21 protein-coding genes are annotated in these 17,753 nt (G+C 67.1%); 13 read left to right on the forward strand and 8 right to left on the reverse strand.

The features are described from left to right. Positions 1-5 precede the first annotated feature (5 nt). Positions 6-632 (forward strand): SACE_7040 family transcriptional regulator, encoded by a 627-nt coding sequence (locus QC765_RS07895; RefSeq protein ID WP_278313901.1) that lies wholly within the window; start codon positions 6-8, stop codon positions 630-632. A 155-nt stretch (positions 633-787) separates the two neighbouring features. Continuing rightward, positions 788-1,081, forward strand: a complete 294-nt coding sequence (locus QC765_RS07900; RefSeq protein WP_278313902.1) for a DUF2218 domain-containing protein — start codon at positions 788-790, stop codon at positions 1,079-1,081. A 22-nt stretch (positions 1,082-1,103) separates the two neighbouring features. Here the strand turns inward: QC765_RS07900 and QC765_RS07905 are convergent, their stop codons facing one another. Further along, entirely contained in the window at positions 1,104-2,714 is a 1,611-nt protein-coding gene (locus tag QC765_RS07905; protein WP_278313903.1) for a cation:proton antiporter domain-containing protein, read from the reverse strand. 360 nt (positions 2,715-3,074) lie between these two features. Between QC765_RS07905 and QC765_RS07910 the strand changes: the two genes are divergently transcribed. After that, positions 3,075-3,419: an ArsR/SmtB family transcription factor gene (locus QC765_RS07910; protein WP_278313904.1), complete on the forward strand. Its 345-nt coding sequence runs from the start codon at positions 3,075-3,077 to the stop codon at positions 3,417-3,419. 24 nt (positions 3,420-3,443) lie between these two features. On the opposite strand, the gene QC765_RS07915 is transcribed toward QC765_RS07910, so the two are convergent. After that, complete coding sequence (locus QC765_RS07915) at positions 3,444-3,821, reverse strand: hypothetical protein (protein ID WP_278313905.1); 378 nt, start codon at positions 3,819-3,821, stop codon at positions 3,444-3,446. Between the two features lie 260 nt (positions 3,822-4,081). On the opposite strand from QC765_RS07915, the gene QC765_RS07920 reads away from it, so the two are divergent. The 9 genes from QC765_RS07920 (at position 4,082) to QC765_RS07960 (ending at position 11,949) form a co-directional block, all read left to right on the forward strand. Beyond that, a complete protein-coding gene (locus tag QC765_RS07920; RefSeq protein ID WP_278313906.1) occupies positions 4,082-5,203 on the forward strand; it encodes an adenylate/guanylate cyclase domain-containing protein in 1,122 nt (373 codons plus the stop codon). Positions 5,204-5,289: 86 nt separating this feature from the next. After that, complete coding sequence (locus tag QC765_RS07925; protein ID WP_373876704.1) at positions 5,290-6,129, forward strand: alpha/beta hydrolase; 840 nt, start codon at positions 5,290-5,292, stop codon at positions 6,127-6,129. Beyond that, on the forward strand, positions 6,126-6,776 hold the full coding sequence (locus QC765_RS07930) for an LON peptidase substrate-binding domain-containing protein (protein ID WP_278313907.1): 651 nt from the start codon (positions 6,126-6,128) through the stop codon (positions 6,774-6,776). Before QC765_RS07925 ends, QC765_RS07930 begins: the two co-directional genes overlap by 4 nt. Before the next feature lie 42 nt (positions 6,777-6,818). Next, positions 6,819-7,385: a class I SAM-dependent methyltransferase gene (locus QC765_RS07935; RefSeq protein WP_278313908.1), complete on the forward strand. Its 567-nt coding sequence runs from the start codon at positions 6,819-6,821 to the stop codon at positions 7,383-7,385. Between the two features lie 46 nt (positions 7,386-7,431). Next, positions 7,432-8,097 (forward strand): NAD(P)H-binding protein, encoded by a 666-nt coding sequence (locus tag QC765_RS07940; RefSeq protein ID WP_278313909.1) that lies wholly within the window; start codon positions 7,432-7,434, stop codon positions 8,095-8,097. 48 nt (positions 8,098-8,145) lie between these two features. Beyond that, a complete protein-coding gene (locus QC765_RS07945) occupies positions 8,146-9,066 on the forward strand; it encodes an LLM class F420-dependent oxidoreductase (protein WP_278314049.1) in 921 nt (306 codons plus the stop codon). Beyond that, a complete protein-coding gene (locus QC765_RS07950; RefSeq protein ID WP_278313910.1) occupies positions 9,063-10,298 on the forward strand; it encodes an alpha/beta hydrolase in 1,236 nt (411 codons plus the stop codon). Before QC765_RS07945 ends, QC765_RS07950 begins: the two co-directional genes overlap by 4 nt. A 70-nt stretch (positions 10,299-10,368) precedes the next feature. Beyond that, on the forward strand, positions 10,369-10,716 hold the full coding sequence (locus tag QC765_RS07955; RefSeq protein WP_278313911.1) for a PLD nuclease N-terminal domain-containing protein: 348 nt from the start codon (positions 10,369-10,371) through the stop codon (positions 10,714-10,716). 144 nt (positions 10,717-10,860) lie between these two features. Further along, positions 10,861-11,949, forward strand: coding sequence for a DNA alkylation repair protein (locus QC765_RS07960; RefSeq protein WP_278313912.1), 1,089 nt, complete (start codon positions 10,861-10,863; stop codon positions 11,947-11,949). Between the two features lie 59 nt (positions 11,950-12,008). Here QC765_RS07960 and QC765_RS07965 read toward each other — a convergent pair whose 3' ends face one another. Next, positions 12,009-12,179, reverse strand: coding sequence for a DUF8730 family Cys-rich protein (locus QC765_RS07965; RefSeq protein ID WP_278313913.1), 171 nt, complete (start codon positions 12,177-12,179; stop codon positions 12,009-12,011). Between the two features lie 127 nt (positions 12,180-12,306). Between QC765_RS07965 and QC765_RS07970 the strand changes: the two genes are divergently transcribed. Beyond that, complete coding sequence (locus tag QC765_RS07970; protein WP_278313914.1) at positions 12,307-13,491, forward strand: DICT sensory domain-containing protein; 1,185 nt, start codon at positions 12,307-12,309, stop codon at positions 13,489-13,491. 63 nt (positions 13,492-13,554) lie between these two features. Here QC765_RS07970 and QC765_RS07975 read toward each other — a convergent pair whose 3' ends face one another. The 5 genes from QC765_RS07975 to QC765_RS07995 all read right to left on the reverse strand — a co-directional run bounded on the left by QC765_RS07975 (position 13,555) and on the right by QC765_RS07995 (position 17,683). Next, positions 13,555-13,941: an STAS domain-containing protein gene (locus tag QC765_RS07975; protein WP_278313915.1), complete on the reverse strand. Its 387-nt coding sequence runs from the start codon at positions 13,939-13,941 to the stop codon at positions 13,555-13,557. Positions 13,942-14,427: 486 nt separating this feature from the next. Further along, positions 14,428-15,822, reverse strand: coding sequence for a replicative DNA helicase (gene dnaB, locus QC765_RS07980; protein ID WP_278313916.1), 1,395 nt, complete (start codon positions 15,820-15,822; stop codon positions 14,428-14,430). A 501-nt stretch (positions 15,823-16,323) separates the two neighbouring features. Then, positions 16,324-16,776 (reverse strand): 50S ribosomal protein L9, encoded by a 453-nt coding sequence (gene rplI, locus QC765_RS07985; RefSeq protein ID WP_278313917.1) that lies wholly within the window; start codon positions 16,774-16,776, stop codon positions 16,324-16,326. A 19-nt stretch (positions 16,777-16,795) separates the two neighbouring features. Beyond that, positions 16,796-17,011 (reverse strand): 30S ribosomal protein S18, encoded by a 216-nt coding sequence (gene rpsR, locus QC765_RS07990; RefSeq protein ID WP_278313918.1) that lies wholly within the window; start codon positions 17,009-17,011, stop codon positions 16,796-16,798. A 168-nt stretch (positions 17,012-17,179) separates the two neighbouring features. Then, positions 17,180-17,683, reverse strand: coding sequence for a single-stranded DNA-binding protein (locus QC765_RS07995; protein ID WP_278313919.1), 504 nt, complete (start codon positions 17,681-17,683; stop codon positions 17,180-17,182). Positions 17,684-17,753: the final 70 nt, after the last annotated feature.

Consider the following 17,753-nt stretch of genomic DNA (forward strand, 5'->3'; position numbering starts at 1 on the left):
GCGGGATGACGCAGCCGGCCACGTCACCGCGTGCCGCAGCAACCGAGTCGACAAGGCGTTCCCGGCTCAAGGCGGACCGCCGCGAGCAGTTGCTGCGCGCCGCGGCCCGGCTCATCGCCGAGCGCGGCTTCAGCGGGGTCCGCCTCGAGGATATCGGCGCTGCCGTCGGGATCAGCGGCCCCGCCATCTATCGCCACTTCCCCAGCAAGGAAGCCCTGCTCGTTGAACTGCTGAGCAGCGTGAGCCGCCGCCTGCTGATGGGCGCGCGAGTGGTCGCCGGGCAAGCATCATCGGCGGAGCACGCCATCGAGGACCTCGTGGACTACCATCTCGACTTCGCGCTCGGGCAGCCAGACCTCATCCGGGTACAGGACCGTGACCTGCACAGCCTGCCCGGGGAGGCGCGCCGCGAGATACGGCACATGCAGCGCCGCTACGTCGAGCTATGGGTGGGCGCGCTGATCGAGAAGGATCCCCGGATCGATGCGCGGGATGCCCGGATCAAGGCCCATGGCGTGTTCGGCCTGCTCAACTCCACCGCGCACAGCCTGGTGGGTCGCGAGCTTCCGGATGCAGCCGGGCGGGCACGGATCGTGCTCCGCTCAATGGCGCTCGGTGCCCTTTTCCGCTGAACGATTCCCCCGAACCGCCTCCTGGCAAGAGGGCCGAGTAACGCAGCTAACACCAGCCAGCTGAATTGACTGTGACGTAGCTGATATTCCCCGGCGGAATCCAGAAGTAGCATTCTTCGTTATTAGGCTTACCATCCCGAAAAACGGAGAATCCCATGCCTGAATCAGTCGCTCGGATAGCCACCGATCGCGCGGATCGATATGTCAAGCAACTGGCGAGCCACTTCGGGCACAAGGTGCCGGTGGTGCAGGAAGGCCGCCAGGTGGAGATCCTGTTCGATCTCGGCGTAGCGGTGTGCGCCGCTGGTTCCCGCGGGATCACCGTGACCGTGCAGGCCCACCAGGAAAGCGACGTCGCCGAGGTCCAGGAGATCATCACCCGGCATCTCGAGGCTTTCGGCCAGCGCGATGACCTGCGCGTGACCTGGTCCCCCACCGTCAACGCCTGAGGCGCCACGGCTCGTGCTGTGACTACCGCAATGACTCCGGGTCATCCTCGTCGAGGATCGGCTCGAGACCCTTGACCTGGGCGGCCCGGCCCGCGAGCGCGTACCCGGCACCGCCGTAGAGGTGGAAGACATCATCGGCGCCATGCTCATACATCTTCTCGATCTCGTCGCGATGCTGCACCACCGCCGCGATCTCGCCGCTATAGCCGAGCCCCTTGAGGTAATCAAGGGCCTGGGCATTGGAGTCATAGAGCGGTAGCGCGAGGATGATGATCGCCACGGAATCCTCGAGCGCGAGCTTCTCCCAGAAGTCCTGGTCGGTGGCGTCGCCCTCGACCGCGTTGTAGCCGTTCTCGCGCAGGTCATGGATACGGTCCGCATCGGTATCGATGCCCAGCACATCCAGGCCGAACTCCTCGGCGAGCCGCTCGTACGCGGCGCGCCCCACGCGGCCCATGCCGAGCACCACGGCCTGCGCGCTATCGATGCGGATCGGGCGCTCCATCGCATTGAGGCGTGTCTCGTCCACCTCGGGCCAGAGCTGCTCCACGCTCGCATAGGTCTCGGTCGAGAAGCGATTGACGACGGCGGATATCGCGAAGCTCAGCGCGACCGCGAGCGAGAGCACCACCAGCCACTCGTCGGTGATCCACCCGTTGCTCGCCGCGAGCACTGCCACGATCAGGCCGAACTCGGAATAGTTCATCAGGCCGAGAGCGCCGAGGAACGAGGTGCGGTGGCGCAGCCGGAACGCCCGGAAGATGCCGATGAACAGCAGCGACTTCGCGAAGATCAGCACCAGCAGCATCGAGGCCAGCCCGAAAGTCTCCCATGTGGGCAGCCCGGTGAGGCCGATGGAGACGAAGAACCCCACGAGGAAGAGCTCCTTCATCATGAATAGCGCGCGCGACATGCTCACTGCCGCGGGATGCGGTGCCAGCATCATCCCGATGATCAGCGCGCCGAGGTCGCCCTTGAGGCCGACGAAGTCGAACAGCGCATAGCCGACACCGAGTGCGAGCACCACGCCGTAGAGGATCTGCATCTCGCCATGCCCGACGACCTCGAGCATCGACCGGAGCAAGGGGGCCAGCGGGACCAGCGCGAGCAGCGCGAACGCCAGGGGGCTGGGCAGCTCGCCCGTGGAGGCGGTCAGGAAGATGACCGCGAAGATGTCCTGCATGATGAGGATGCCGATGGCGAGCCGCCCATAGAGGGCCTTCGACTCGCCCCGGTCGTCCAGGATCTTCACGGCGAACACCGTGCTCGAGAAGGACAGCGCGAAACCGAGGACCAGCAGCATTGGCAGGCCTGCGCCAGCGAGCGCGGTGAACCCGATGATCTTCAGCAGCGCGAGGAAGCCCACCATCATCGCGGTCGACAGCACGAGGTGCGCGCTAGCCGTCGCCCATACCTCTTTCATCAGCAGCGTTCGCACGTTGAGCTTGAGCCCGATGGTGAACAGCAGGAGCGTCACGCCGAGGTCCGCGATGGTCGACAACGCGGGCAGCTCCCCGTATCCGAGGGCATTGAGCAAGAAGCCGGCCGCGAGGAAGCCCACGAGCGGTGGAACCCGCAGACCGAGCGCGAGCACACCGCCGAGGAACGGGATGACGAAGTAGGCGACGTCCAAGTCATGCTCCTCGAGGTCCCATGGATTGCCTGCATCCTACAGCGTGGCGCTTGGGCGCCCGTTTCGTGGTTTTTCCCTGTGAAGCAGTGCCGTGTTCCCATTTAACGTGACCATCGCCATATCACCGATACGGAAATAGGCTCAGCGATATCTCACGATTTACCTACACTTGTTTCAGGACCTCCGCATGGCTTGCTTCGATGACGAGGCGAGCGCCAATAGCGGAGCTGCGTCCGAAACTCACGGAAAGATCACCGACGCTCTTTCACGCATGCCCCGGCCACATCGTAGTGGCCGGGGCATGCGCGTTCCGCGATCAGTACCGCTCCCCAAGGCGCGTCCGCGGGCACAATGGAAGATATGGCTGATCCCACGCTTGATGATGACCAGCGGGCCCGCGAGGCCGTCGCTGCGGTCACCCTGGTTCCCGATGTGGACTTCTGGGCCCAGCGGTTCGCGCTGCTCTCCGACTCGAACAGGCTACGGATCCTGCTAGCCATGCACCGGGCGCCGGGCATCACCGTCACCGGCCTGGCCGAGGCTCTCGATATGTCCAGCTCCGCCGTCTCGCACGCGCTGCGCCTGCTCCGCAGCCACAACTGGGTCCGGGTGCAGCGCGACGGCCGCAATATGCGCTATTACCTCGATGATCCGGTGGTGCACTCGATGCTGCATGGCATTGGAGGCACCCACGCCCACGGATAGGGGCTGCCGCTGGGGTCGCGAGCGCTAGGAGGCGTGCGCGTGGACCTGGCCATTCTCGGCGAGCAGGTCACGCACGGACCGGAGCAGGTAGATGCTGCCACTGGTGACGAGGACGAAGACCGTGGCGGGCACGCCGGCGAACGTCACAAGCGTAGCGAGCTCGGGCAGGAGGCTGTCGCCCGCGGAGGCTCTGGGCACGACGAGGAAGATCGATGCGAGGAAGCCTGCTACGCCTGCGATGATCAGGCCGAGCGGGAACGCCCAGCGCGCCCGGTGACCCTCATCGACGATCAGCCCGATCGCGGAAATGGCGGCGCAGATCGCGAGCAGCCCGACCGCGAGGACGGTCATGGGTCCGTCGACCCGCGACCACACGTCGATCATCACCTGCACACTGTTCATGCCTGCACCCCTGATTCCTTGCTCGATGCGCTGTTCACGCATCCGGAGCCATATCGATCACTATCTGTTCCGGTGATCGAGCACAGGGATGATCTTGTTACGGGATCCGGGCCCCAATGGGACGAGGATCACGTGCCGCAGCGGCGTGCCGCAGCGGCGTGACGCCGCCGACGCGGCAAATACACGGGTTTGCCCACTGCATCATCGACGATAGAGGCCACTGGCACTCATCGATCGGACAACCACCAGGGACGGCAGAGATGGCATCGTTTGACGACATCGCCGACGCGAACGCCAACGCGCCCACCGAGCCCTTGTTCGTGCCACCACGCAGGACAAAGAGCGGCGACGAGAAGACCGAGCCCCGGCCATTGATCATGCGCCTGATCCAGTCCGAGGTGGAGAAGGCCCTCCTCGGCGAGGCGCGCCGCTACACCCGGTCCCAGGTGGCCGAGCGCGCCGGCGTGAGCCCCGAGTACGCGCAGGAGCTGTGGCGCGCGCTTGGCTTCGCCACGGCCCCGAACGCCGACTCCGTCCTCTACACCGAGTCCGACATCAATGCGGTCCGCACCCTCGCCCAGCTCGAGGCCGCGGGGATCCTCACCCCGGAGCTGGCCGTGGGCATGACCCGCGCCCTCGGCCAGTCCTTCTCGCGCATCGCCGAATGGCAGGTGCCCCTGCTCAACGAGCGGGTCCTCGAGCTGGTGGAGGAACGCATGGCCCTCGACCCGCCCCTCTCCCCCACTGAGCTGCTCGACGACGCGGCCGATCTCGTCCGCGAGTGGGTTCCCGTGGTCCACGCCATGCAGACCTATGTGTGGCGCCGCCACCTCGCTGCTCGCGCCGGTCGCTACCTCGCCGGGCCGGACGAGGACACTTCCAGCCAGGCCCTCGTCGTGGGATTCGCCGACATGGTCGGCTACACCGATCTCACCCGGCTGAACAGCATCACCGGCCTGGCCAGCCTGCTCAACACGTTCGAGAACACCGTCACCTCGATCATTGCCGCGCACGGCGGCTCGGTGATCAAGAACGTTGGCGACGAGATCATGTTCTCCGTCGAGCAGCCCGCCGCGGCCGCCCGCATCGCGATCGCCCTGCAGGGCGCCATCAACAGCAACGAGTCGCTCCCCCTACTGCACATCGGCCTCGCCTACGGCGTCGCGCTCACCCGCTTCGGCGATCTGTACGGGCAAGTCGTCAATACCGCCGCCAGGCTGACGAGCGCAGCGCCCGGCGGGGACATCCTCGTCGATGGCGAGCTCGCCGACATCCTGCGGCACCACCCGGCGTTCCGCGTCAAGGCCGTCAAGTCTGCCCGGCACCGGGGCTTCATGAAGTACAAGCCGCACGAGCTGCTCCGTGCCGCGCCCCAGGGCTGAGCCAGCCGCCATGATGAGGCCAACCCTGCCACCACCGGTGTAGGTTCGGATAGCGAGTGATCGATCCGACCGAGAGGTGGACCAGGATGGGACTGACCGATGGGTTGTGGGGGCGGGGCCTCGCCGTGGGCGGAGCCGGGCTCGCCGTTGCTGGAGCAGCGGGATCGGTGGCCTGGGCCATGCAGCGCAAGCTCATCTACTATCCCGACGGCGCGGCAGTGCCCGCCGCCCATTCCGTGCTCCCCACCGCCGAGGAGGTACGCCTCAACACGGATGATGGGCTCGCGCTCGACGCGTGGCATGTATCGCCCGTGCCCGGGACCGCCCCGCGCGGCATCACCGTTCTCATCGCCCACGGCAACGCTGGAAACCGGGCGGACCGGGCGCCGCTCGCGGAAGCCCTCGCCCGCGAAGGGTTCGCGAGCCTGCTTCTCGACTACCGCGGCTACGGCGGCAACCCAGGCTCCCCCTCCGAGGAGGGATTCGCGCTCGATGCCCGCGCCGCCTACTGGTACCTGCGGAGGGAACGCTCGGTTCCGGCTGAGCGCTTGATCTATTTCGGCGAGAGCCTCGGCTGCGGCGTCATGGCCTCCCTCGCGCTCCGCTATCCACCGGCGGGCCTGGTCCTGCGCTCGCCCTTCACCGACCTGGCGGCGGTCGGCCGCCTCCACTACCCCTACCTTCCGCATGGCCTGCTGCGCGATCGGTTCCGCGTGCTCGATGCCGTCAAGCGGATCACCGCCCCCACTGTTGTCGCCTACGGCACCGCGGACGAGATCATTCCCGCCTCCATGAGCGCTGAGGTTGCCGACTCCGCCCGCAACCTGCATTCCCGTGTCGTGCTGCCCGGAGCTGGGCACAACGATGCCGAGATGCTAGTGGGCGCGCCGCTCATCGACGCCATATCGGGGCTCCTTCCCGCATGACCGTCTCACCGATGTTCCCGCTCGGGTCCGTCCTGCTCCCCGGCGGAGCCATGCCGCTCCACGTGTTCGAGCCGCGGTACCAGGCGATGGTCCGCCACTGCCTCGAGAAGGCCAGCGCGCCGACATTCGGGCAGGTGCTCATCGCGCGGGGCACCGAGGTCGGCGGCGGCGAGCAGCGGCACGATGTCGGCACCCTCGCCGAGATCGTCGCTCACGTGGAGATCGGTCCCGGCCAGCACGCGCTCGACTGCCGCGGCCGCGAACGCATCCGGGTCACCGAGTGGCTCGATGACGCGCCGTTCCCGCGCGCGGAGATCGAGCCCTGGCCCGACGAGAACGACGGACCCGTCGAGCCCGGCTTCCACACGTTCGCGGCGCGCATCGCCGAGCTCTACAGCCTCCTCGCGCAGCTCGCCGAGAGGCAGGACATGCCCGGAAGCGGCCTCGCCATGCCCGAGCTGCCTCTGCTCGGCGGCGCATCCGAGACTCCCGCGCGGCATCTCTACGAGCTCGCCGACTGCATCCCTCTGGGCGACGTCGACCGCTATCAGCTCCTCACCGCCCCGGGCGTTCACGAACGCTCCCTCGCACTCTCCGACGCCCTTGATGGCCTCCTCGAGATGGCGGAGTTCGCGCTGCTCGACTAGCAGCCGGGGCACGGGAACCAGGAACGAGTAGCCTCGGTAGTCGTGGATTGGAACGAGCGGTATCGCACCGAGCCGCGGCCGTGGGGCGGGGAGCCCGCGGCACTGCTGCCCGGCCTCGTCGAGGATCTCGCGCCAGGGTCGGCGATCGATCTGGGCTGCGGGGAAGGGCGCAACGCGCGCTGGCTGGCAAGCTTGGGCTGGCGGGTGATCGGGGTGGATTCGTCCGAGCAGGCGATCGCCAATGCCCATGATTCCGATCCGGATGGTCGCGTCGAGTGGATGGTCGCCGACGCGACGACGTGGCAGCCAGGGGAAGCTGTGGACCTGGTGCTGATGTCCTACCTGCACTTGCCGGCGGAGACGCTGGCCGCCGTGGTCGGGGCGGCGGGCCGGTGGCTGGAACCCACTGGCACCATGGTCTATCTGGGTCATGCGCGAGAGAACCTCGAGCACGGGGTGGGCGGGCCGCCCGATCCCACGGTGCTGCCGACCATACCGCTCCTCGCGGATGCCGCTGCGGGACTGCGCGTGGAGCAGTTGCACCACCAGTTCCGCAGCACCCCCAAGGGCAGCGCCGTCGACGTGGTGCTGCGCGCCCGCCCCTGGTGATCCCCGTCAGGATAATTGCACGCTTCTCTGGATGGAAAGGCTCTTCATGTCGCATCGTGTTGTCATTGCCGGTGGTCACGGTCAGATCGCCCAGCACCTGATCGAGTTGCTCGTCGCCCGGGGAGATTCCGCGGTCGCACTGATCCGCAACCCGAGCCACGCCCACGAGATTCATGCGCTCGGCGGCGAGGCCATCCTGCTGGACCTCGAGCACTCGACGGTCGACGAGGCGGCCCTCGCCCTCGAAGGTGCCGATGTCGCGGTGTTCGCGGCAGGGGCCGGCCCGAACAGCGGAGCAGCGCGCAAGGACACCGTGGATCGCGCGGCCGCGGTCCTGCTCGCGGACGCGGCGGAGCGCGCGGGAGCACGCCGGTTCATCCAGATCTCCACCTTCGGCGCCGGCGAGCCCATCCCCGACGACGCCGGCGAGGTGTGGACGGCGTACCTGCGGGCCAAGACCGCCGCGGAGGAGGACCTGCGCGGCCGCGACGGGCTGGACTGGACGATCCTGCGACCTGGCCGCCTGACGAACGATCCCCCAACGGGCCTTGTCGCGCTGTCCGCCCCACCGCTGCCGAAGGGCGGGGTGCCGCGCGCCGATGTTGCCGCGGTAGTGGCGGCGCTCATCGATGCGCCGGCCACGGTGGGCACGACCTTGCTGTTGACGCGTGGGGCAACCACGATCCCCGAGGCCGTGGCAGACTCGGTCTAGGTCGACCGAGAATCGGTGAGCGCTTGGGAGGGTGGACGTTTCATGACTGTGGATTTCCGGATCTTCACTGAGCCCCAGCAGGGAGCGAGCTACGACGCTCTCCTCGCGGCCGCCCGCTTGGCGGAGAAGCATGGCTTCGACGGCTTCTTCCGGTCCGATCACTTCCTGCGCATGGGCAGCTCGGACGGCCTGCCAGGCCCCACGGATGCCTGGACCACCCTCGCCGGCCTTGCGCGGGAAACGTCCCGGATACGCCTGGGCACTTTGATGACGTCCGCGACGTTCCGGCACCCGGCGATCCTCGCGGTGCAGGCCGCGCAGGTCGATCACATGTCCGGCGGGCGCATCGAGCTGGGGATCGGCGCGGGATGGTACGAGGCGGAGCATCGCGCGTTCGGCATCCCTTTCCCGCCAAAGCTGTTCGACCGGTTCGAGGAGCAGCTCGCCATCATCACTGGCCTGTGGGACACCCCGGACGGCGTGACCTTCACCTTCCGCGGCGAGCACTTCAGCCTGGAGAACAATCCCGCGCTGCCCAAGCCGCTCCAGTCGGAGCTGCCGATCATCATCGGGGGCAACGGACCGACGCGCACGCCCGAGTTCGCCGCCCGGTTCGCCAACGAGTACAACGCGGCGTTCCCCGAGCTCGATGCCGTGAGGGGCCGCTACGCCACGATCCGCGATACCTGCGAGCGGCTCGAGCGCAATCCTGATGACCTGGTCTACTCGGCCGCGCTCGTGGCCTGCGTGGGCAGCACCGAGGAAGATTTCCGGCGCCGCGCGGCGATCATCGGCCGTGATCCGCAAGAGCTGCGCGAGCATGGGATCTGTGGCACGCCCAGCGAGGCGGCGGACCGGATCGGAGCATTCGTCCGCGAGGGGGTGGAGCGCTTCTACCTGCAGATCCTCGATGTGAACGACCTGGATCACATCGAGCTGATCGCGCGCGAGGTGATCGCGGCGCTGTGAGCGGCCTCGAGCTCTTCTCCTCTCTCGCGCTGCTGGTGACGGGAGCAGCGATGCTTGCCCTTGCCCTCAACGCGCTCTGGCCACGCACGGCGGGACGCTCGGTGATCGTCAGCTGGCCGGCGGCCTGGATCGCGATCGAGCTGCCCCTGCATGCATTGCTCGGCGGGAGCATCGCCGTCGTGGTGCTGCTCGCGGTGGGTGGCGTGCATCCGCTAGGGCTCGCCGGCCTGATCATGTTCGGGATGGGCGCTGCGATCCTGGCGCGGTTCGCGCTGCTGGCCCGGGGCACGACGATCACCGCCGAGCCCCCTGTGCCAGAGGTCGACGTGGGGGATAGCCGGCCCTATCCCGGGTCGCACGTCCTGCTGCCGTGGCTGCCATGGCGCAGGCGCGATGTAGAACGCATCAGCAACGTCGTGTACTCGCGGCACGGCAAGCTCGGGCTCAAGCTTGATATCACCTTGCCCCGCGATGACGATGCCCCGGCGACGGGCAGGCCCGCGATCATCCAGGTGCACGGGGGTGGCTGGACCGTGGGCTCCCGCAAGGACCAGGGAATCCCGCTGCTCACGCACCTCGCGGCGAACGGCTGGGTAGGCTTCAACATCGACTACCGGCTCAGCCCCCGGTCCCGGTGGCCCGACCACATCGTCGACGTCAAGCAAGCCATCACCTGGGTCCGCGAGCATGCCAGCGAATACGGCATCGATCCGGGGTTCATCGCCATCACCGGCGGCTCCGCTGGCGGGCATCTCGCCGCGCTGGCCGCCCTGACGCCGGGTGATCCGCTCTTCCAGCCAGGCTTCGAGGATGCCGACACGTCCGTCGCGGCGTGCGTGCCCTTCTACGGCGTGTATGACCTGCTCGATGAGGATCGGCACCACTTCCGCCCCCTCGGCGCGCTGTTGCAGCGCAGCGTTTTCCGCGCACGTCGCAAGCAGCAGCCCGACCTGTTCCGCGCGGCATCGCCGTTGCACCGGATCACCGCCGATGCTCCCCCATTCCTTGTCGTCCACGGCGATCGGGACTCGCTGGTGACGATCGAGGAAGCCCGCGGGTTCGCGCGGAAGCTCCGCGAGCTGTCCCGCGAACCCACCTACTACGTGGAGGTGCACGGCGGGCAGCACGCGTTCGATGTGCTGCCCTCGTGGCGGTCGGTCCGGACGCTCGCCGTGGTGGAGCAGTTCCTCCGGGTCTCGTGGCAGGAGCATCGCCAGCGACAAGATCGCTAACGCGTACTGCATTCCGGTTGCGCGCGGCCCGCCAGCATGCTGTGATCATCTCGATCCGGAGGTGCCATCCATGCCGTACTTGTTCCTGCTGTCGTTCGTGATCCTTGTGGTGTGCCTGATCGACATCATCAATACCGACGACAGCCGTATCCGCAACCTTCCCAAGGTCGCGTGGATCCTGCTGGTGATCATCCTGCCGCTCGCGGGCATGGTCGCCTGGCTCGTCGCCGGCAGGCCCTACGCGGACGACGCTCCCCGCTACCGGAGCACCGGCTTCCCCGAGTACGAGCGGCCAGGCCGGCATATCGCCCAGGACGAGCATTCCGACGAGGCGTTCCTCCGCGAATGCCGGGCGCGAGCCGAGGAGCAGCGCCGCCGCTACCGCGAGGAGAATCGCAAGAACGAGGCGCAGGAGTAGGCCGCTTCTTGCCAGGAGCCCGGCTTGTCAGGGGCCGGCTTGTCAGGGGCCGGCTTGTCAGGGCCCGGCTTGTCAGGGCCCGACTTGTCAGGGCCCGACTTGTCAGGGCCCGACTTGTCAGGGGCCCGGTGCACAATCGCTGCCATGCCCTACGCCGATGAGCTCCTTGGTCGCGAAGCTGTAGCCGGACTGGCCACCATTCTCGGTGGCGATGGCAGCCTGCCCCGGCTGCGTGCAGTCGCCGGCACCCTTGATGGACTGGGCTTCCGGGAGCGGGTGAATGCCACCCGCGATGCCGTGCTCGAAGACTTTCCTGGCGATCTCGATCGTCTGGCAGGCCCCGTGCGGGCCGCTCTGCGCGACACCCGCTTCACGGGCTGGATGACGTTTCCGATCACCGAGGCGGTCGCCATCCGGGGACGGGACCAGGTAGAGGACGCGCTAGCGCTGCTGGCCGAGCTGACGCCGCGTTCGACGGCGGAGACAGCCCTGCGCTGGTTCCTCGACGAGCATCTCGAGCGCTGCCTCCGCATCGTGATGGAGTGGACCACTCATCACGATGAGCACGTGCGACGGCTCGCGAGCGAGGGGGTGCGGCCACGGCTGCCGTGGGCACCGCAAGCACGAAGGCTGGTAGACGACCCCGGGCCGATCGTCCCGGTCCTCGATGCGCTGTACCGGGATGAGTCGGAGTATGTGCGCCGCTCGGTGGCGAACTGCGTGAACGACATCAGCCGGGACCATCCCGAGCTAGCCGTGCGGATCGCGCAAGGGTGGCTCGCGGAACCCGATGAGAACACAGCATCGGTGGTGCGGCATGCGTTGCGGACCTTGATCAAGCGATCCCATGCCGGTGCTCTGGCGTGCATCGGGGTGGATGCGCGCGCGGCGATAGACGTCACCGGGCCAACGGTGCGCACGCCAGTAGTCGCGATGGGTGAGGAACTGGCGTTCGATTGCCGCATCACCCTGGGCGGTTCCGCTCGTGCCCGCGTCGCCGTCGACTATGTCCTCCACTTCGCTAGCGCGCGGGGAGACGAGCGGGAGAAGGTGTTCAAGCTGGGGATCCGTGACCTCGAGCCTGGCGAATCCTGGGATATCGCACGGAGCCACAGGTTCAAGCCGATCAGTACGCGCCGGTACTACGACGGCGATCATGGCCTGTCACTGCAGGTCAATGGCGTTCGGACGGACCGGGCTGGATTCCTGCTCATTGGTGCGGGCCCGAGCTAGGCCAGGTTTCTTGCTCAGCCAGGGCCCGAGCCCGGGAGGGGTTCGTGCTAGGCAGGGGTTCAGCGGCCGAACATGCGGGTGAGCAATGATCCGCCCTGGACACCGGGGGCAGGCTCGTGCCCCTCGCAGCGCTCGCCCTTGGGGACGCCTCGCATGACCTGATCGACATGCATTCCACAGCCGGACCAGGTGGTCTTGCCGCACTGGCGACACTTGACGGGATAGCACATGGTGACTCCTTCTCGGTGTTGGGAACTACCCCGAAATATACCCCGTGGGGTATATGGATGTCTAGATCCGCGCTCAATCGCGGACCTGGCCGCACCCCGCGCCGCACCAGGTGCAAGCCTGAAGGCTATGGAATACGCGGGACTCCCGGTCCGGACGACCTTCGCGCCGGTCCACCACCTCGGCACCGGCCACCTCGCAGCGGTGGACGTGCAGCTGCGCGGCGAGGGCGACGGGCCCCTCGCCGCGTCCCCGGCATTGCGCGCCGTTGCCCGGGCCATGAGCGACACCTCCACCCTCGACAGGATGCGCTCCCACGCGCTCGACGGGCACCCCGCCAGCGCCGTGCCCGCGCTCGTCACCGTCGACGTAGGCTCGCTCGAGCAGCTCCAGCCGACCGCCGAACCACGCGGCGACCGCCAAGAGATCGTCGTCATCACCGATCACGCCCTCGCCTCGGACCCGGCGCGCGCCCTGCGCCTTATCGCCGCGGCGCGGGAATCCGGCAAGGCCATCGCCGTCGACGAGGTCGGGGCCCGCGACAAGCCCCTGGCGCTGCTGCCCCTCATCGAGCCCGAGATCATCATCCTGTCCGCCACGCTCATCGCCACCAAGCCCGACGCGTGGACGGCCCACGTCGCCCAGGCCGTCGCGGCGCAGGCCGAGCACAGCACCACCATCGTCATCGCCGACGGCATCGACTCGATGATCCACCACGAGCGCGCCATCGGCCTCGGCGCCAGCCACGGAATGGGCCAGGCCTATCCCCCCGCGGCCTCGCCCGCGCAACTCGACACGACCAATGTCACTCCCCTGCGCATCGGAACCGCGCCGGCGCGGGAAGGAAGGCTCCCGTTCGCCATCGCCGCGGAGGACCACCGCACGCACTGGAGCCGCAAGACACTGCTCGTCGAGCTGAGCACCACCCTGGAGAACCAGGCAGCCACAGCTGGCGGCGACACCATCCTGCTCGGAACCTTCCAGCACGTCCGCAACTTCACCACCCGCACGCGCCGACGATGGGAATCGCTAGCGGGCCGCGTCGCCTTCGCCGGCGTCTACGGGGTGGGAATGGGATCCATCGTGGAGGACGGCGTGCACCACGCGCCCCTCGAGCCAGGCGAGCCACTGGTGGAGGAATGGAACGTCGTAGTGCTCGCCCCGCACTTCTGCAGCGTGCTCACCGCCCGCGACCTGCACCGCGGCGAGCGCGACGAGGACCGCGAGTTCGAGTACGTGCTCACCCAGGATCGCGCCACCGCCGTGCGCTGCGCCCGCGCCATCCTCGACCGGTTCTCGGGAGCGCGTCGCTAGATCCGGCTGGCTTCGCGCGCTGGCGGGGTTGGCGGCCCTGCGGCCGCGACTCGGATCCTGCCGCTACGAGGCAGAGGACACGAGCCGCAGGGCGGGCTGGGCTGGTTCCGCAGCGAGGAGCAAGCAGGCCGCCCGCAGCGACCCGCAGGCCAGCGGTGCACCGTCGCGCTTGGCGAGCGCCTGCCGCACGCCCTCGGACGCAATGATCGCGATCGATGCGCCGGTAAGGGACGACAGGGAGGCAAGGTCCGAGAGTGCGCTCATCCCGGTCCGGGACAGAAAGTGGACCCTACGCACATCGATGATGACCTGCTCAGGCTCGTCGAGGTGGCCGAGGACGGTGAACAGGCGCGGCAGCGCCAGGGCGTCGAGCTCCCCCGCGATGTGCACGACGTCGATCTCGTCGCACAGGTTCTCGATGCTGATGGCGACATTGGGGCTAGCGAGCATGGCGCGAAGCTCCCTCCGGAAGCGGGTCGATCGGGCCCGAGGTTGGTTTGCAGGCCTGATCGGAAATGGTGTCGAGCATGATGTCACCGCAGTCAGGCAACCTCTTCGCTGCTACTGCGTGGGGCGGGTGGGTCGGGCGAATCGGCTTCCTGAACTGCGGTGACGTTATCTACGATGCGCTCCGGGTGTCACAGCGCCACCGCAGCGATAGTCACGTTTCGATAAAGTAGAGATAACGCTCGGATAACGGCGCCGGTGAAGCATTCTCCTTGCTGTCCGCAGCGGGAGTCCTCGGCCAAGGAAGCCGAGCATTCGCCGCCCTCGACTCCAAACGCGATAGAAGCTGCTCGACACGCCCTTGCAACACGCCGATGGGGAAGCGTTTTCCCTCGCGTTTGGCGCGCCAGCGCCACCAGCGGCGCAATCCAGGCGCGCCAGCGCCCCCTCCAGCGCGGGCCCGCGCCACCGGCAAGCCCGCCCCGCGACCTACCCCCGCGCCATATCGACGAAGCGGGAGTAGTGGAGCTGGTGAGCGACAGTGATGGTGGCGGTAGGGCCCGCACGGTGCTTGCCGATGATGATGTCGGCCTCGCCGCCGCGGGGGTCATCGGGCTCGAACGCATCGGGGCGGTGGAGCAGGATGACCATGTCCGCGTCCTGCTCCAGGGAACCCGATTCGCGCAGGTCGGAGACTTGCGGCTTCTTGTCGGCACGTTGCTCGGGACCACGGTTGAGCTGGCTGATGGCGATGACAGGAACCTCGATCTCCTTCGCGAGGAGCTTGAGGCTGCGGGAGAACTCGGAGACTTCCTGCTGCCGTGATTCAACCTTGCGCCCGGAGCTCATGAGCTGCAAGTAGTCGAGCACGATCAGCTTGAGGTCGTGCTTCTGCTTGAGCCGGCGGGCCTTGGCGCGGATCTCCATCATGGTGAGGTTGGGCGAGTCGTCGATGAACAGGGGCGCCTCGCTGATCTCGCTCATGCGGCGGGCAAGCCGGGTCCAGTCGTCGTCGGTCATGCGGCCGGACCTCATGTCGGCGAGCTTGATCTTCGATTCGGCCGAGAGCAGTCGCATGACGATCTCGGTCTTGCTCATCTCGAGCGAGAACACTGCGCTCGCCATCCCGTGCTTGATGGAGCACGAGCGCAGGAAGTCCATGCCGAGAGTGGATTTACCCACGCCGGGCCGGGCGGCGATGATGATCATCTGCCCGGGGTGCAGGCCGTTGGTGAGCTCGTCGAGCTCGACGAATCCTGTGGGCACGCCGAGGGACATGCCGCCGCGGGAGGCGATGGAGTCGATCTCGTCCATGGTGGGCTGCAGGAGTTCCTCGAGCGCGACATAGTCCTCGGTGGTGCGACGCTCGGTGACCTCGAAGATCTCGGCCTGGGCGCGGTCGACGATGGCGGCGACGTCTTGCCCCTCGCTGCCGGTGTAGCCGTACTGGACGATGCGCGTGCCCGCTTCGACGAGTCGGCGGAGGATGGCTTTCTCGGCGACGATCTCGGCGTAGTAGCCAGCGTTGGCCGCAGTAGGAACGGTCGAGATGAGGGTGTGCATGTAGGGGGCGCCGCCGATGCGCCGGAGATCGCCGCGACGCTCGAGCTCCGCAGCGACAGTGACGGGGTCGGCTGGTTCGCCGCGCGCGTAGAGGTCGAGGATGCAGTCATACACATCCTGGTGGGCCGGCCGGTAGAAGTCCCCGGGGCGGAGCCGCTCGATGACGTCGGCGATGGCGTCCTTGCTGAGCAGCATTCCGCCGAGCACGGCTTGCTCGGCGCCGAGATCCTGGGGCGGCTGGCGGAAGTGGTCGTCGCCGGGCCCGTGGTCATTGGCGGGGCCGTGGTCGCTAGTGCGTGGTGCCCGGTCGTCCGCGGCCACTGGTGCCTCCTGAGGGTGGTGCTGGCTCGGTGCGGCGTGGATGCCGCGTTCTTGTTGTACCGCTTTGGTCCGACGGTTGCGAGGGTGTGCCGCGTGTCGGATTCACGGACCCGGACGAGTCTCAAGCATGACGTGAGAGTTGCCTGTGCACAGTTCTGTGCATAACCCTGTGGATAGTTGGGGATATCTTGTGAACAACCTGTGGACAGTTTCGGGAGCCAGGAGAAGGATGGGCGAATAACACCAGCTCACACTGCACTTTTTGGCTGTGCACACTGTGGACAACGCTGTGCACGGCGTGTCGCCAGATTGTGATTCCTGGCGTGTCGCACCGTGTTGTGCGTTAGCTATCCACGCGCTGTTTGCCACCTCGCCACCTTTTCGTGGCGCTGGGGAATGTTCCTCGCCTAGTTCCCCAAGTTATCCACAGGACACTTGTGGACAACTACACGTCTAGCCCCAGGGGTCGAGGACCCCTGGGGCTAGGCGCTATCTGCTATGTCAGGCAGGCACGATACTGACGTTCAGCCGGGCTGACACCTTGGAGTGCAGACCGACAACGATGATGTACTTGCCAACCGACTTGATGTGCGCTGAAGGCATTTCGACGTTGCGCCGATCCACCGTGGGACCACCGGCCGACTTGATAGCCGACACGATGTCCGAGGCTGCGATCGAACCGAAGAGCTTGCCACCCGCGCCGGTGCGAACCGGAATCGTGATGGCGCCGATCTTCTCCAGCGTCGCCTTGGCTTCCTCGGCGATGTCAAGGTCGCGGGCCGCGCGTGACTCACGGGCCTTGCGCAGCTCCTCAACCTGCTTCTCGGCGCCACGGGTGGCGCGGATTGCGAGTCCTCGCGGAAGCAGGTAGTTACGGCCGTAGCCGTCCTTGACCTCGACGGTGTCGCCAGGAGCGCCAAGGTGCTCAACTTCAGCGGTGAGGATGAGCTTCATTCTATTGTCCTCCCGTTCCTTAGCGTGCCGTCGAGGTGTACGGCAGCAGGGCCATTTCTCGTGAAACTTTGACTGCGGCAGCCACGTCCATTTGATGCTGGACGCAGGTGCCAGTGACCCGGCGTGCCCGGATTCGTCCGCGATCGCTGACGAATGTCCGGAGCAGTGCCGCATCCTTGTAGTCGATGCGGGCTCCCGCCGGGGCGCAGAACACGCATGACTGTTGTGTTGTCATACGCAAGCGTGCGTGGGACATGGTCTTTCTCCGATTGATTCCTGTTGCTGTCGGGAACGCGCACCCCCGCGTTCCTGCTGCACCAGGTATCTCATCTGCTGGTAGCTCAACTCCTGGAAGGGTGTTCCCACCCAGGCCGATTGTGTCCGTGGCGGGCGCCCGGACCGATCAGAACGGCGGCTCGTCGCCCTGACCTGCAAAGCCGCTGGCCGGTGGTGCGCTGCCCCACGGATCATTCGCCGGCGCTGCCGGGGCCGCGCCGAATCCGCCGCCGCGTCCACCCTGTGCTGCCTGTCCACCGTCGGGACGGCTGACCCGGTTGACCTTCGCGGTGGCGTACTTCAAGGAAGGACCCACCTCGTCGACCTCGAGCTCGATGACAGTGCGCTTCTCGCCCTCGCGGGTCTCGAAGCTGCGCTGCCGCAACCGGCCGTTGACGATGACGCGCATTCCCTTGTTGAGGGATTCAGCGACGTGCTCCGCCGCCTGGCGCCAGATGTTGCACCGGAGGAACAGTGCCTCGCCGTCCTCCCATTGGTTCGACTGAGCGTTGAACCGACGAGGGGTCGACGCGACAGTGAATGTCGCTACTGCTGCACCTGCGGGAGTAAACCGTAGCTCGGGATCCGCAGTGAGATTGCCGATGACCGTGATTACAGTTTCGCCTGCCATGTTTCCTCCTGGTGGATGGACGAGCCAGCCTGGTTGTTCGTGAATGTCCTGGGGGATCCAATGTCACACA

This window comes from Hoyosella levis (assembly GCF_026008515.1).
GTDB classification, from domain to species: domain Bacteria; phylum Actinomycetota; class Actinomycetes; order Mycobacteriales; family Mycobacteriaceae; genus Lolliginicoccus; species Lolliginicoccus levis.

What these genes read in the sequence shown, in the direction of transcription:
- QC765_RS07895 (WP_278313901.1), top strand. Translation starts at nt 6, where the DNA reads ATGACGCAGCCGGCCACGTCACCGCGTGCCGCAGCAACCGAGTCGACA.
- QC765_RS07940 (WP_278313909.1), top strand. Translation starts at nt 7,432, where the DNA reads ATGTCGCATCGTGTTGTCATTGCCGGTGGTCACGGTCAGATCGCCCAG.
- QC765_RS07970 (WP_278313914.1), top strand. Translation starts at nt 12,307, where the DNA reads ATGGAATACGCGGGACTCCCGGTCCGGACGACCTTCGCGCCGGTCCAC.
- QC765_RS07915 (WP_278313905.1), bottom strand. Translation starts at nt 3,821, where the DNA reads ATGAACAGTGTGCAGGTGATGATCGACGTGTGGTCGCGGGTCGACGGA.
- QC765_RS07910 (WP_278313904.1), top strand. Translation starts at nt 3,075, where the DNA reads ATGGCTGATCCCACGCTTGATGATGACCAGCGGGCCCGCGAGGCCGTC.
- QC765_RS07925 (WP_373876704.1), top strand. Translation starts at nt 5,290, where the DNA reads ATGGGACTGACCGATGGGTTGTGGGGGCGGGGCCTCGCCGTGGGCGGA.
- rplI (WP_278313917.1), bottom strand. Translation starts at nt 16,776, where the DNA reads ATGAAGCTCATCCTCACCGCTGAAGTTGAGCACCTTGGCGCTCCTGGC.
- rpsR (WP_278313918.1), bottom strand. Translation starts at nt 17,011, where the DNA reads ATGACAACACAACAGTCATGCGTGTTCTGCGCCCCGGCGGGAGCCCGC.
- QC765_RS07995 (WP_278313919.1), bottom strand. Translation starts at nt 17,683, where the DNA reads ATGGCAGGCGAAACTGTAATCACGGTCATCGGCAATCTCACTGCGGAT.
- QC765_RS07920 (WP_278313906.1), top strand. Translation starts at nt 4,082, where the DNA reads ATGGCATCGTTTGACGACATCGCCGACGCGAACGCCAACGCGCCCACC.
- QC765_RS07955 (WP_278313911.1), top strand. Translation starts at nt 10,369, where the DNA reads ATGCCGTACTTGTTCCTGCTGTCGTTCGTGATCCTTGTGGTGTGCCTG.
- QC765_RS07965 (WP_278313913.1), bottom strand. Translation starts at nt 12,179, where the DNA reads ATGTGCTATCCCGTCAAGTGTCGCCAGTGCGGCAAGACCACCTGGTCC.
- QC765_RS07975 (WP_278313915.1), bottom strand. Translation starts at nt 13,941, where the DNA reads ATGCTCGCTAGCCCCAATGTCGCCATCAGCATCGAGAACCTGTGCGAC.
- QC765_RS07960 (WP_278313912.1), top strand. Translation starts at nt 10,861, where the DNA reads ATGCCCTACGCCGATGAGCTCCTTGGTCGCGAAGCTGTAGCCGGACTG.
- QC765_RS07900 (WP_278313902.1), top strand. Translation starts at nt 788, where the DNA reads ATGCCTGAATCAGTCGCTCGGATAGCCACCGATCGCGCGGATCGATAT.
- QC765_RS07930 (WP_278313907.1), top strand. Translation starts at nt 6,126, where the DNA reads ATGACCGTCTCACCGATGTTCCCGCTCGGGTCCGTCCTGCTCCCCGGC.